The following is a 13,296-nucleotide window of genomic DNA, read 5'->3' as shown; positions in this document are numbered from 1 at the left end:
CGTTTAGGAGGGAAAGTGACGTGATAAAGCACATGCCAAAGGCAAAGCTTCTCAATATCAACATAAAGGGCGCCTGCATTCGGTTGTTCATGGTGGGCTGCGGGGTGATGCCGGGGTCCTTCGCCATGGCGGCCGAGGATGGCGCATCAGAGGTCACCAACGCGGGGAGCGACACCAATGCAGTGGTCTTAGGCGCAGACCAGGATGCCGTGGAGACGCTTTCACCTGTTCTCGTGCAGGGAACAGCAAATAAATACTCCTACGGGGATCAATCTCTGAGAGGGGCGACACTGTCGAAAATGCCCCTTGAGAGTCGGGAGATTCCCCAGTCCGTGAGCGTGATCGACCGCGAACGGATGGACCAACAGGGCTTGACGGATCTGAATGACGTCATGGAACAGGCCACGGGGGTGACCGTGCAGCCCTATCAGCAATTGACGACGCAGTATTATGTTCGCGGGTTTCAGGCCGATTCCTTCGAGGTTGACGGATCGCCGGTGGGGATCGGCGGTCAGGCTTCTTCGCCCCAGGACATGGCGATCTATGACCGGGCGGAGATTCTGCGTGGGTCGAACGGTTTGCTGCATGGGTCGGGGAATCCGGCGGCGACGGTCAATCTCGTGCGGAAGAAGCCCGGCGATACCTTCCAATCCCGTGTCGACCTGAGCGGGGGCAGTTGGGGCACCTACCGCGGACAAGCCGATCTTGGGGGGCCGCTTTTGGAAAATGGCGCGGTGCGCGGTCGGTTCGTGGGAGTTTACGAGAACAAGGGGTTTTCTTACGACGAGGGCGAACAGAAAACGGGTTTGGCCTATGGCGTGATCGAGGCTGATTTGAGTGATGACACTCTGCTGACGTTCGGCGGGTCCTATCAGAATACGGATTCTGTTCCCGATATCGCGGGCATCCCGATGGCTGGGGACGGGTCGGATCTTGGGCTCTCGCGGTCAACCTATTTGAATACGGACTGGAGCCAATTCGATTGGGAGACCTTCCGCGCCTTCGGCTCGCTGGAGCATGAATGGGCGGGCGGGTGGCAGTCCAAGTTGAGTGTGGAATATGAAAAATCCTACTCTGATTTGAAATATGGCGCTGTCTTCGGATCCAATGTCGACCCAGACACCGGAAACGGGGCGCTGTTGATGGGGGGCGCGTATAAGTTCGAAGACGAGTCCCGGAGCGTTGACTTGCATACGACTGGGCCGTTCCAACTCTTCGGCCAGACTCACGACGCGTTGGTCGGTCTCAATTACAGCAGGCGCCTTCATCGGGTCGAAACCGGCACCTTTGCAACGAACATTACACAGCCTGTCAATGTCTATACCTGGGATCCGTCCAGCGTCGCCGAACCCGCCATCGCCAGCTACGATACGACAAGTGACAGCGACACAACGGAAATGGGCCTCTATACGATGGGTCGTTTCCACATCATCGAGCCCGTGACCCTGGTTCTGGGATCGCGCTTCAGCGGCTGGAAACAGGAAACGCTGACGTCCTCCTACAGCACCGGTTTTCAGTGGATTCCCTATGCTGGATTGATTTGGGATTTCGCGGACGATTGGTCGGCTTATGCGGGGTATTCAAGTGTGTTTCAGCCCCAAACGTCTCTGACGTACGATGGGAGCGTTCTGGATCCCGTCGAAGGCAGGAGCTATGAGGTGGGGGTGAAGGGAGCCCTTTTGGCCAACCGCTTGAATGTTTCGGCCGCCCTGTTCCGGATCGAGCAAAGCAATCGCGCGGTGGAGGACCCCGACCACCCGAGTGTCGGGCGGACCACCTATTATGTGAACGGTGGAAAGGTCCGGAGTCAGGGTCTGGAACTGGAAGTCAACGGCAAGGTGATGCCGGACTGGGATGTCTCCGCTGGCTATACCTTCACGGATACGAAGTATCTGGAGGATCCCGACAACGAGGGGGCGGAATTTTCGACGACGACGCCCCATCACATGTTCAAGCTCTGGACGAATTACACCCTGCCTTGGCAGGAAAAGCGCTGGAGCGTTGGCGCGGGCGTCAATGCCCAAAGCGGAATTTCCAAGACCTCCAACGGTATCAAGATGAAACAGGGTCCTGTTGTCACCGCCGATTTGCGGCTGGCCTACCGCATTCTGCCGTCCCTGACCGCATCTCTAAACGTCAAAAACATCTCCAATGAAAAGCACTATCAGGAGCTGTTCAGTCCGAATTGGAGCAATCGGTACAATGAGCCGCGCAGCTTCACGTTTGGTGTCCGGGGCACCTTTTAATGGGCAGGCGAACAGGTGGTCGGCGGACCACCGGACGCTGGGGGTGGAGAGCACCCCTGGCGTTGACGGGGAGCTTGGTTGCTTCCGTCCAGGTCGCGTGGCTGGTGGCCGGGTTGGAATCCCTGGGCGATCCCCTGGAGCGGGTCTACGCGGGACTCTTTGTTGGCGTTGTGGTTGGCCTGGGTCTGCTCCTGGCGAGCCTTTTGGCGCCCGATTTCCGGCATGTGCTGGGGCGCCTCGCGGTTTGCCTGATTCCGCTGACGTCGCTTTTTGCGGTGTCCCTGGGGAGTGGAGGCTGAATGAAACCGACAGTTCGGCGCCTTTTGGCGGAATTGCATGGCGGTGCGGGCGCTTTGTTCGGCGTGATCCTGTTCGTGGTCTTGTTCAGCGGATGCTGGAGCCTGGGGGTCGAGGCTCTGCAAGTCTGGGCGAGGCCGCCGCTACCGGATAGGACGGGCACGGCCCTGTCCATCGAAGAGATATTGGAAAAGGCCCGGGATCGGGGCGTCGCCCTGGATAACGTGAGTCTGATTCTGCCGACTTCGGGGCAGGGGGGACTCCGTATCTGTGAAGGTCGGCAACCCTGCCGCCTGACCCTTGACCCGATCTCCGGCCACCCCCTGTTGGACAGGCCATCCCTGGCCCTTCTCAAGGATCTGCATAAGACCGCGTTCATCGGTTTTCCTGGTCGGATCCTGATCAGTCTGTTCGGTATTGCGCTGTTTGTTCTCTGCGTGGGCGGGCTTCTGCTACTCGGGCGTCGGTGGCGTGCGCCCTGGCACTGGCGACGGAACCGGGGAGGCCCGGGGCGAAGGGAAGGGCCTGGAAGGACGGCGGCGGTTGTCTTTGACCTGCATGGGGTAATCGGAAGCTGGATCTTCCCCTGGTTGATGCTGTTCGCGCTGACCGGTGCGCTCAGTGGTCTCGGTGCCCTGGGAACCGTGATGCTGTCCCAGGTCGCCTACCCGGAGCAACCCCAGCAGGTTTTCACCGATCTGCTCGGGCCTTCGCCTCCTCCGGCTTCGGGGCTCCCCCTGGAGCACCACGTCGATCTGGATCGGCTTCTCAAGGCGGATGCGCGCCAGTTTCCGGGGTTCACGGCCCAGCGTTTGACGATAAACCATGGGGACGACGCGGCGGGGACCGTCGAGATCGGCGGGATTCAACGGGGCCTCCTCAGTACGTCGCATTTCGAAGCGCATGTGTACCGGTTCGCCGATGGTGCCCTGATTGCGGAAAAGAGCGCGACCGATCATGGGCCCTGGACACGGACCTTCATCGCCGTTCAGCCGCTCCATTTCGCCGATTACTCCTGGTTGGGACGCGATTGGGCGTCCTGGCTTCGGGGGGTGCATCTCACGGCGGGGCTGCTTGCCTGTCTGCTCTGCGCCAGTGGTCTGCATCTTTGGGGCCTGCGCCGTCACAGGGCCAAGACATGGTCTGCGGTTGTCCTGCCGCGTCTGGTCGAAGGAGTCTGCGGCGGTTTGGTCGCCGCCGCCGCCGTGTTGTTGCTCAGCGTGCAGGCGATGCCCTTGAGGGGGGCGGGGGATCGGGGGCTGGCATGGGTGTTCTGGTGCGTCTGGGGTGCAGGGGTGCTGCTCTCCCTCTGCCTTCCCCGTCGATGGTCCCTTTTCCCCCTGTATCTCGGCCTGGCTGGCGGCGCTTGTCTGCTCGCCGTTGGTTTGCATGTCGAGGCATGGCTCGGTGCCGGGGCTTGGCCCCCCTTGGCGGTGGACATGACCCTGCTGTCCTGTGGCGCGGTGTTGTTCCGTTTCTTTCTCGGAGTGGCGCGAAAGGCTTCCTCCCCTCATCCGATCCCCGGTCGCATTGGAGACCAGAATGCTTGATTTGTTTCGCCATCGTCGTTTGGTCGCTACCCTGGCCCTGTTGTATCTGTCCCAGGGGATTCCCATTGGGATCGCCATGGATGCCCTGCCGACATTATTGAGGCATGACGGTGCATCCCTGCGGGCCCTTGCCTTCCTGCCCTTGGTGGGGTTGCCTTGGGTGATCAAGTTCCTTTGGGCCTCTTGGGTCGACAACCATTGGACCCCGCGTCTGGGGCGGCGGCGCAGCTGGATCCTTCCGATGCAGCTGCTGGTTCTGCTCTGCTTGCTGAGTCTTGCCCTGGTCGGTATCACCGTGGATACGGTCGGATGGGTGGTCGGGTTGATGGGGGTGGCTTCCCTGGCCAGCGCCACGCAGGATATCGCGACAGACGGCATGGCCGCCGAGCATTTTCAAGGGGACTTGCTGACCAAAGTCAATGCGATCCAGGTGGCGGGGGTGATGATCGGCTTCTTCGCTGGCGGCGCGGGAAGTTTGATGCTCGCCGGCACCTTCGGGCAAACCGTCGCCTTCCTGACCTTGCTTGGTGTTCCCTTGCTGAGCCTGGGCTTCGTGGTTCTGTTGCCACGGGATGAACCAAGCGCCGGGCACGGCGTTTCGTCCGCTGGAGGAGCCAGCTTGTTGGGTTTCATTCGTCGCCCACTGGCCCCCTCTCTCTTGCTGCTCGCCTTGCTTTCGGCGATGACCGCTGTGTCCGGCTTCGGGTTGTCCAAGCTGTATCTCAGCGATGCGGGATGGGCGCTTGAGGATATTGGTCGGCTCGGCATCACGGGCGGTGTGATCACGATCTTTCTGGGGTGTGGTGGCGGCGCCTGGCTTGTCAAAAGGATTGGACTCTGGCGGGGATTTGGGGTCGGGGTCTTCTTCGCGGGTGTATCGGGGTTTCTTTGGTTTGTTCAGGCGGTTCACTGGGTGCCCTTGAACGAAGGGCTGGTTTGGGCCTGTATCGTGCTTGGCTCCCTGTCCACCGGTATTACGTCTGTTGCGATTTTGACTGAAGCGATGCGCGTCGCCAGTCAAGGCGATCAGGCGGGCACCGACATCACCGCCGTTCAGAGCACCCGGGATCTTGGAGAGTTGCTGGCTTCGTCCTCGCTGGTTGCCTTGACCGCACGGCTCGGATACGGCGGCGCCTTTCTGGGGGGCTGTCTGCTTGCTGTTCTGGCGTTGTCTGTTGCCCTGCGTCTGAGGCGTCGGGAACAGCGGCCCGAGATTGCGGTGGCTTCGGGTCTTTGACGAGACCTGCCTGGAGAGGGCAGAGGTTTGGACAGGTGCTTGTCCGCCATCACCCCTTTTGGGGGTGATAATTAATCTAATGTCCTGAATAATATGGACATTTTTTGGTTTGAAAAGCCCTCTTCGCGGCTGTATGAGAGTCGGTCGGAGAAGGCGATTTTGAGCATGACCCGGCGGCCCACACTACACGACAGGGCGCATTTTAGTGTGGCGGTGGATGGTGAGATCGATTCTCCTCTGGGCGGAAAAACTGCCCATAGGAGCATCCGAGCCCGGCTGCCCGAGCGGCAAGGACACCCCGCTCTGGACCTTCACTTTTCCGCCAAGCGGATCAGGGGAAGCGAGGGGATCATCATTATTGCCAGCACCGAACCCGGCCTTGGGCCGCTCAAGCTCTATCGGAAACGATGGGCCATCGAATGTTTGTTCGGCGACACCAAAACGCGCGGTCTGAACCTGGAGGACACCAGACTGACAATCTCCTCAAGGTTGTCCCTGCTGATGGCCATCGTGACCCTGGCCATCGCCTGGGCCTGTCGCACGGCATCCGACATCATGGTGCGCGCTGCACCGCCCCGAAAAGCACATGGATATTACGCCAAGTCCTGGTTCCGCGTCGGACTCGACGAACTGAGACGACGCATGAGAACCAATCACAACACGGCAACCGCTCCCCTCATCAAAGCCCTCAAATCAAGGAGAGTCGTGTAGTGTGGGCGATGCCCCCAAACCCCCATTTTTCTTTTATAAATTAATGCCCGGGGTCTGGGGCCTTTCGGCCCCAGTTGGGGACGGGGCAAAGCCCCGTGACGGGAAAACATCCCTAACCATATGATTTATACCCAGGTGCGGTGAGTTTGCCTCACCGCACCTTGGAAGCGGCCAAGTGGCCGCCGCGCCTTATGGCGCGTAAAAGCCCGCCTGGCGTTTGAACGCAAGAAAAGCGGCGTGGGTTTCAACCCGCGCCGCTTGGTATTAGAACACGTTTATGAAGTTCGGTCGATCAGAGTTCATTCCATCGTGATCTAATGGCGAACCGGAATTTCCGCGCCGCTTCTGTCCCCCACGGGAGGCATGGAGACGCGTAAGGGAGTGTTGTTCTCTCCGGCTCGGCTGGCGCGGTTGGGGACGGGGGGGGTAAAGGGCAAGCGCGGGGGCATGCTGCGCAGCATCCTGGCTTCCTCCTCCAGGCCCATGCTTTGGGCCAGATCGGCCAAGGCGCGTGGGTTGGTCAATCGGGTCTGGGCAAAGGTACGAATGCTCTGTGCCACGTCCGCCTCCAGGGTTCTTAGGGTGTTGGCCAGGGATGAAAACTCCCGCTCGAGTCGCTCCCGTTCCGCTTCCACGGCGAGGGCCGCATCGGCCAGGACATCCATCTGATGGCGGACCTCCTGGGCTTCGCGGACTTCCTGGGCGATGCGCGCGGGCAGCAGGGCGGGGGAGGGGAGTCCCGAGTCCCGGGCCTCGTCCTCGAGCGCGCGGGCGTAGGAGGACACCCGGGCCGCGACGGCCTGGAAGAACAGGGGCAGGGACCCCTGATCGGGAAGCAATCCCATGGTACGGAGTGTGCCCGTCCGCTGGTCATCCCTGGAAAGGTGGCCAAGCAGGACGGGCAGATCGCAAAGGATCGTCGAATCAGGAATATCCCCACAGAGAACCATCCATTCGGACAGGGAATCGGCGGTTTGCCCATCCCCCAGGAAAACCTCTGCCTCCATGGCTTGGAGAAGACGGGAGTCCAATATCCGTTTTGGATCGGGAGCGGTCATCTGTCGGGAAACTCCTGTTGCGGGTCAATCCGGAAGCCCTCCCGGTTTACCCTTCCAGGGTTGCCGACCGGTTAACGTCGACAGTGAACGCAGCGGTATAACATCCCGCGTTGCAGGCGATTTTCGTCTTTAGAGTATGTCGCGTGAAATGCGATTCCACGGTACACGACAGTCCGTACTTTTCCGTCACGGGGCTTTGCCTCGTCCCCCCCCCGCCCCGCTGGGGCCGAAAGGCCCCAGATCCCAGGCATCTTCTGGCCGAAAGGCCCCAGATCCCAGGCTGTTATTTTTAAAAGAAAAATGGGGGTTTGGGGGCATCGCCCCCAAATGGGTTTGGGCTATCGCCCAAAAAAGACGAAACACTGTCGTGTCCTGTGATGTGATTCACGCGACATGCTCTAGATCACGATGAAATCAGGTCTGTCCGACCTGATTTCATAAACGTGATCTAAATCATATATTTAGAGCGGAATGAGACGGAAAACCGCACACACTTTTCCTCATTCCGCTCTAAGCCTCTGACATTGAAGCGAATCGTCACGCCTACGGCTTGCGGTCTGCTCCAGGGTCAAGCTGCGGTGAGTCGCAGGGATCACAGCTTGGTCTTACGGAGTCGCCCGGCTGGTGATGGCGACGTGGTGGGGGAGGGCCTCCATGCGGGCGATCCAGGAGAGGATGGCCGGGGTGCGGGTCAGGTCGAAGCCCCCTTCCGGCGCGACATGGGTATAGGCGAACAGCGAGATGTCGGCGATGGTCGGCCCGGTGCCCACGAACCAGTCATTCTGGGACAGGTGCTTTTCCATGACGTTCAGGGCGACATAGCCCTTGGGTAACTTTTCGGTCTCCAGCAGGGCTGTTCGCTCCGGTGTCATGTCCTGGAAATGGCGCATGAAGCGGGCCACGGCGATGTAGGGCTCGTGGCTGTATTGCTCGAAGAACTGCCATTGCAGCACCCTTGCCCGGGCCAGTCGGTCGGTGGGCAGATAGGGTGTTCCCTCGGCCAGATAATTCAGGATGGCGTTGCTTTCCCACAGCACCGGTCCTGGGGAGACCGGGTCGTCGTCAAGCTCCAGGGCGGGGATGCGGCCATTGGGGTTTTTGCTGGATAGGAACTCCGGGGTGCGGGTCGCTCCCTTCAGGATATCGTGCTCCACCAGGGTGAAGGGTTGCTGGAGCCAATGAAGGAGCAGGCGAACCTTGTAGCCATTTCCGCTTTCCAGGAAGTCATGAAGGATCATGGGGGCGCTCTCCATGTCGAGTGAAGGGAAGAGAGTGGGGGAGACTGTCGGAGGGGCAAAGAAGAAAAGGCGAGCGGGCAAGGTGTGCTGCCTGTGAGTTTGGAGCATGTCACGTGACGTGCTCCAAACCCACACAAAAAGGGCGGGGTTCCGTTCTGGAACCCCGCCCCCTGTTGGGCGTCAGTGGTGGTGGGGAGTGGGGGTGACGCCCATGGGTCCTGAGTCTGTGGGTTTTCTGATTACCGCCCGTAAATATCCGGGTGGCGGATCAGATCGACCGGCGAATGGCGCTCCAGTCCATGGACCTGTCCGGGGTTGAGGCCGAGGTCACGCAGCATCCGGTCGTCCAAGGCCGCAAGTTGCCGCAACTGGCGGCGGTACTCGATGAAGGTCCAGGCTTTGTCGACGATGGTCTCCACCAAAGTGGTCAGGCGGAGGGTTAGGGAAGTGGGGCGCTCGTCCGTCCGGATGACGGACGCGGCATCCGCGGAAGCGATATCGCACGTCCGTGAGGTCATGGCGTGATCTCCTGTCTCGGTTTGATCCCGGGGGCGATCCCCGGTGGTGTCTGGTGCTTGTTGGTGTCTGGTGCCCGGTGGCATCCGCTGACAAAGGGAAGATGCGCCCCTTGACCTTTTTCGACAAACGAGGCTTTCTCGGTGGATGGATTAGGAAATCTTGGCCTTCTTCCCCGTGTCACATAAAGGAGAGTTTGTGGTGCGCCGCCTGCCTCCCCTGAATGCCCTGCGCGCCTTCGAAGCGGCCGCCCGCCACGGGGGATTCACCGGCGCGGCCAAGGAGTTGCATGTGACTCCGGCGGCTGTGAGCCATCAGGTCAAGGGGCTGGAGGAATTTCTCGGTCAACCCCTGTTCCATCGGCTCCCCAGGGGGCTGGAGTTGACCGAGGCGGGCCGGTCCTATCTGCCCGAGTTGACAGCGGGATTCGACCAACTGGCCCGGGCAGCGGACTGCCTTCGGGGCGGAGATCTGGCGGGACGGTTGGTGGTCTCGGTCCTGCCCAGTTTTTGCGCCGGGTGGCTCGCCCCTCGGATTGGTGATTTCAATGCCCGCTATCCGGAGATTCGCCTGGAGCTCCTCTCCCAGAACCGCAATACGGACTTCGAGACGGAGGACGTGGACATGGGCCTGCGCTATGGGCGGGGCGTCTATCCGGGGTTGGAGGTGGTGCGGGTGCTGGAGGAGGAGGTTTTTCCCATCTGCTCCCCAGCCCTGATGACCGGTGCCTTGCCGTTGCGCGGCTTCGAGGATCTGCGTCATCATGTGCTGTTGCACGATCCGGCGTCCCTGCCGGACGAACCGTGGAATCAGTGGAACACGTGGTTGGATTGGGCCGGGGTTGACGGGCCGGACCTGGACCGGGGCCATGGGTTTACCGATACCACCGCCATGATTTCCGCCTGTGTGGCAGGGCTGGGCGTGGGAATCGGGCGGTCGGCCTTGGTTCGGGGGCATCTGCGCGCGGGTCGTCTGGTTCGGCCCTTTACGGTCTCGCGCCCGGCTGATTATGCCTATTGGGCGGCTTTCCTCCCCAAAACCCGGGAGAATCCGAAGGCCATGGCTTTCCTTGACTGGGTGCTGTCTGTCTCCGGTATGGGGTCCACCCCCAGCTCTTCCCGTGATGGGCAAAAGGAAGGAAAAGATCCCTTATGAGCCGCCGTCTTCCTCCGTTGAATGCCCTGCGTGCTTTCGAGACTGCGGCGCGCCATGGCGGATTCACCAAAGCCGCCATTGAGATGGGGGTGACCCCGGCGGCGGTGAGCCATCAGGTCAAGGCCTTGGAGGATATCCTGGGTGTTCCCCTGTTTCGCCGTCTGTCCCGGGGACTCGACCTGACCGATGCGGGACGGGCTTATCTTCCTGCCCTGACCCGGGGGTTCGATCGCCTCGCCCGGGCGGGGGAGCGTCTGCGGGAAGGGGGGCTGGCCGGGCGGCTGACAGTTTCGGTCCTGCCCAGCTTCTGCGCAGGTTGGCTGGCCCCCCGGCTGGTGGATTTCCAGGCTCTCTGCCCGGAAGTGGGGTTGAGTCTGGTGTCCGATCCCGGGCTGGTCAGCTTCGGTCAGGGGGAGGTGGATATGGCCATCCGCTATGGCCGGGGGATCTATCCGGGGCTGCGGTCGATTCGGATCCTGTCGGAGGAGATCTTCCCCGTTTGCGCGCCCACTCTGCTCAATGGGGAGCGCCCCCTGCGGACGCTGGCGGATTTGCGGTACCACACGATCTTGCGAAACGTGGATGTCCTGTCGGGCGAGGCTTGGCTCTATTGGAGCAATTGGCTGGTGGTGGCCGGAGTGGAAGACGTGGATCCCGAAAGCGGTTTGGGTTTCACCGAGGGCTCGGCCATGTATGCCGCCTGTTTGGCCGGGGCGGGAGTGGCTATCGGTCGGGCGGCTCTGGTGGAATCCGACCTGAGAAGCGGACGTCTGGTCCGTCCCTTCGCCGGTTTGACCCGACCTGCGGATTTCTCCTATTTCGCCGTCATGCCCTCGGCCAACCTGGAAAACCCACGGGTGGCGGCCTTCGTCGACTGGCTGCGTGTTGCGGGAGGGGTGGAGGAGGACAGCGGGGAGGGGTCCTAGGGGGAAACGGGATCTGCTTGACTCAAGCTGGCCCCGTTTTCCGTTGATTCTATAAGGTTTAGAGTATTTCGAGATCAAGTCGGGCCGCTTCCCGAGCCAACGTGATCTCGGAATACTTTAGGGGTGCGGAGTGAGTTGACGGACAGGGTTCCGGGCGCCGAATATGGTCTCCTCACAGAAATCATGCCAAGGAACTCGACTGTCATGCCCCGTTGGCCCAAGCCCGGCCCGCCCAGCGTCACGCAACCTGTTCAAGGGTCCGAAGCCCAGTTGGTTCAAGCCCGTGCGTTCCATGGGCAAGGAAAACTCCGTGAAGCGGAAATGCTTTTTCGCCAGATCATGGCGGCCCGACCCACTCTGGTTGAACCCTATCTTGCCTTGGCCGATATTGTGGGGCGCAGTGGCAACCATGCCATGGCCGCAGCTCTGCTGACCAAGGCCACGGAACTCGATCCCCGCAATGCCCAGGCGTTTCTGTTCCTTGCCAGTAATCGGATGACAGTCCGTGATTTCGGTCAGGCCCGCACGGCTGTGGCGCGGGCCCTTAGCCTGAAACCCCGATATCCGGAGGCCTTTCTTCTGTCCGGTCTGGTTGAACAGGAAGAGGGCAACCCGGAAGCCGCAGTCGAATGGTTTCGTAAAGCGGTCAAGGCGCGGAAAGACTATGCCGAAGCCCATTTGAATCTTGGAAGTACCTTGATTGCCCTCGGGGATGTCGATGACGCAATCAAACACTTTCGAAAGACGGTGTCCCTTCAGCCGCGTTGGCCATTGGCGCGTTTCAACCTTGCACTGTCGCTGTTCACTGCGGGGCGGATGATGGACGCCAAGGCAGAATGCCAGAAGGCTTTGGACTGCGATTCAAGCTTCTATCCTGCCATGACGCTGATACCCAAAATATTGGATGCACTGGAGGATTATCCGCAGGCGCGGGACGCATGGGAAAAGGCGGTCGCGCGCTACCCCCGTGATGCGGGGGTCGCCAATGACGCGGGATTGTTCATGATGCTGGAGGGGGACGTTGGCCGGTCCGAGGCCTTGGCGAGGCAGGCCACCACCCTGGCGCCGGAAAACGTTGGATTTCGCAAGAACTTGATCCGCTTGCTGTTGAATACCGGTCAGGTGACCGAGGCAGAGGACGCCGCGCGGTCCTGGATGGAGCAATTCGGCGAGCATCCAGAGATCCTCCGGTCACTGGCCGATATCGTCGCACGAGACGGAGATTTCGAATCCGCCACCCCGCTGTACCTGAAAGCCTGGGATCAACGGCCAGCGGAAGATGTGATTGCCTATTCCCTCGCATCAACAGGCAAAATGCGGGACGGGAACGCCTCGGGGGACCGGATCCTCGCCGCCTATGGGGTCCGTTTGGAGGACGGGCGGCTCACCTCGGACTTGGCCTATGCGGCGGGTAAGGTTTGGGATGATCGCAAACAGTGGGATCGAGCCTTTGACGCCTATGCGAAGGCGAACCATTTGCAAAAGATGGAGTGCTCCTTTGACATTGACCGGCATGAGGCCCTGGTGGATGCCCTCTGTCGGCTGTTTCAAAGGGGCTATTGGGACGCACAGGCGGACTTGGGAGATCCAACCGAAGTTCCGGTCCTGGTCGTTGGTTTGCCCCGATCAGGGACCACTTTGACCGAACGGATTATCGCCAGTCACCCCAAAGCGGCCGGCGCGGGAGAACTCCTTCACTTCGGGCGTCTCGAGAAATCCCTGCGTTGGATCGTCGACCCAACGGGCAAGACGCCCTATCCCAATTGCGTGCCAGACATCACGCGCGAGATGGTACGGGACTTTGTGGACAGCTATAAGGCCGAATTGACGCGGGTTGATGGCCGGGCCAGCCGCGTCGTGGATAAAATGCCGCAAAATTTCCTGCGTTTGGGGTTGTTCACCCTGCTGTTTCCCCATGGCCGAATTGTTCATTGTTCCCGGGACGTCATGGATACCTGTGTATCCATCTTCTTTCAAAACTTCTCCCGGGGGCATGCCTACAAAAATGACCTCGAAATTCTGGGGCGATACGCGCGCTCCTATTTGACCCTGATGGACCATTGGCGGGCCGTGCTGCCCAAGCCCCTGGTGGAGGTGGATTACGCCACCCTCGTCGGAGATCAGGAGGGGGAGAGTCGTGCTTTGATTTCCGCCTTGGGCCTGGACTGGGACGACGCGGTCCTGGGGTTCCATGAAAGCAAAGGGGCCGTCGCAACCGTCAGCCGGTGGCAGGTGCGTCAACCCATTTACACGGATTCCCTGGCCCGCTGGAAACGCTATGACGCCCATTTGGCGCCGCTGAAACGGGGACTGGGGGAGGCTTCGTGATGCCTTCTCCCCACTCTTTGCCTGAGGGGGGGGA

The 13,296-nt window shown here is 60.8% G+C and carries 11 protein-coding genes; 8 read left to right on the top strand and 3 right to left on the bottom strand.

Features of this window, described 5'->3' with window-relative positions:
* The first annotated feature begins 20 nt into the window (after window positions 1–20).
* The 5 genes from ACLIRY_RS12515 (at window position 21) to ACLIRY_RS12495 (ending at window position 6,041) form a co-directional block, all read left to right on the top strand.
* Window positions 21–2,246: a TonB-dependent siderophore receptor gene (locus ACLIRY_RS12515; protein WP_413205725.1), complete on the top strand. Its 2,226-nt coding sequence runs from the start codon at window positions 21–23 to the stop codon at window positions 2,244–2,246.
* Entirely contained in the window at window positions 2,246–2,545 is a 300-nt protein-coding gene (locus ACLIRY_RS12510; protein WP_413205724.1) for a hypothetical protein, read from the top strand. The genes ACLIRY_RS12515 and ACLIRY_RS12510 overlap by 1 nt, the downstream gene beginning before the upstream one ends.
* Entirely contained in the window at window positions 2,546–4,093 is a 1,548-nt protein-coding gene (locus ACLIRY_RS12505) for a PepSY-associated TM helix domain-containing protein (RefSeq protein WP_413205723.1), read from the top strand.
* Window positions 4,086–5,330, top strand: a complete 1,245-nt coding sequence (locus tag ACLIRY_RS12500; protein WP_413205722.1) for a RhtX/FptX family siderophore transporter — start codon at window positions 4,086–4,088, stop codon at window positions 5,328–5,330. The genes ACLIRY_RS12505 and ACLIRY_RS12500 overlap by 8 nt, the downstream gene beginning before the upstream one ends.
* 165 nt (window positions 5,331–5,495) lie before the next feature.
* Complete coding sequence (locus tag ACLIRY_RS12495) at window positions 5,496–6,041, top strand: transposase (RefSeq protein ID WP_413205721.1); 546 nt, start codon at window positions 5,496–5,498, stop codon at window positions 6,039–6,041.
* Window positions 6,042–6,355: 314 nt separating this feature from the next.
* Here the strand turns inward: ACLIRY_RS12495 and ACLIRY_RS12490 are convergent, their stop codons facing one another.
* The 3 genes from ACLIRY_RS12490 to ACLIRY_RS12480 all read right to left on the bottom strand — a co-directional run bounded on the left by ACLIRY_RS12490 (window position 6,356) and on the right by ACLIRY_RS12480 (window position 8,855).
* On the bottom strand, window positions 6,356–7,099 hold the full coding sequence (locus tag ACLIRY_RS12490) for a hypothetical protein (RefSeq protein ID WP_413205720.1): 744 nt from the start codon (window positions 7,097–7,099) through the stop codon (window positions 6,356–6,358).
* 605 nt (window positions 7,100–7,704) lie between these two features.
* The gene (locus tag ACLIRY_RS12485) at window positions 7,705–8,337 is read right to left on the bottom strand and encodes a glutathione S-transferase family protein (protein WP_413205719.1); all 633 of its coding nucleotides are present in this window, start codon (window positions 8,335–8,337) and stop codon (window positions 7,705–7,707) included.
* A 239-nt stretch (window positions 8,338–8,576) separates the two neighbouring features.
* Entirely contained in the window at window positions 8,577–8,855 is a 279-nt protein-coding gene (locus tag ACLIRY_RS12480; protein ID WP_413205718.1) for a DUF1127 domain-containing protein, read from the bottom strand.
* A 199-nt stretch (window positions 8,856–9,054) separates the two neighbouring features.
* Here ACLIRY_RS12480 and gcvA (ACLIRY_RS12475) point away from each other — a divergent pair, with 199 nt between their 5' ends.
* From gcvA (ACLIRY_RS12475) to ACLIRY_RS12465, 3 genes are all read left to right on the top strand, one after another.
* Entirely contained in the window at window positions 9,055–10,008 is a 954-nt protein-coding gene (gene gcvA / locus ACLIRY_RS12475) for a transcriptional regulator GcvA (protein WP_413205717.1), read from the top strand.
* Window positions 10,005–10,934, top strand: coding sequence for a transcriptional regulator GcvA (gene gcvA / locus ACLIRY_RS12470; RefSeq protein ID WP_413205716.1), 930 nt, complete (start codon window positions 10,005–10,007; stop codon window positions 10,932–10,934). Before gcvA (ACLIRY_RS12475) ends, gcvA (ACLIRY_RS12470) begins: the two co-directional genes overlap by 4 nt.
* A gap of 204 nt (window positions 10,935–11,138) precedes the next feature.
* Complete coding sequence (locus tag ACLIRY_RS12465; RefSeq protein WP_413205715.1) at window positions 11,139–13,262, top strand: sulfotransferase; 2,124 nt, start codon at window positions 11,139–11,141, stop codon at window positions 13,260–13,262.
* Window positions 13,263–13,296: the final 34 nt, after the last annotated feature.

The sequence above is a fragment of the Rhodospirillum sp. A1_3_36 genome, assembly GCF_047263945.1.
GTDB lineage: Bacteria > Pseudomonadota > Alphaproteobacteria > Rhodospirillales > Rhodospirillaceae > Rhodospirillum.
Note: the sequence above shows the minus strand (reverse complement) of the source record. Positions and strands in the feature narration are given on the sequence as shown.

What these genes read in the sequence shown, in the direction of transcription:
- ACLIRY_RS12510 (WP_413205724.1), top strand. Translation starts at nt 2,246, where the DNA reads ATGGGCAGGCGAACAGGTGGTCGGCGGACCACCGGACGCTGGGGGTGG.
- ACLIRY_RS12505 (WP_413205723.1), top strand. Translation starts at nt 2,546, where the DNA reads ATGAAACCGACAGTTCGGCGCCTTTTGGCGGAATTGCATGGCGGTGCG.
- ACLIRY_RS12500 (WP_413205722.1), top strand. Translation starts at nt 4,086, where the DNA reads ATGCTTGATTTGTTTCGCCATCGTCGTTTGGTCGCTACCCTGGCCCTG.
- ACLIRY_RS12495 (WP_413205721.1), top strand. Translation starts at nt 5,496, where the DNA reads ATGACCCGGCGGCCCACACTACACGACAGGGCGCATTTTAGTGTGGCG.
- ACLIRY_RS12490 (WP_413205720.1), bottom strand. Translation starts at nt 7,099, where the DNA reads ATGACCGCTCCCGATCCAAAACGGATATTGGACTCCCGTCTTCTCCAA.
- ACLIRY_RS12485 (WP_413205719.1), bottom strand. Translation starts at nt 8,337, where the DNA reads ATGATCCTTCATGACTTCCTGGAAAGCGGAAATGGCTACAAGGTTCGC.
- ACLIRY_RS12480 (WP_413205718.1), bottom strand. Translation starts at nt 8,855, where the DNA reads ATGACCTCACGGACGTGCGATATCGCTTCCGCGGATGCCGCGTCCGTC.
- gcvA (WP_413205716.1), top strand. Translation starts at nt 10,005, where the DNA reads ATGAGCCGCCGTCTTCCTCCGTTGAATGCCCTGCGTGCTTTCGAGACT.
- ACLIRY_RS12465 (WP_413205715.1), top strand. Translation starts at nt 11,139, where the DNA reads ATGCCCCGTTGGCCCAAGCCCGGCCCGCCCAGCGTCACGCAACCTGTT.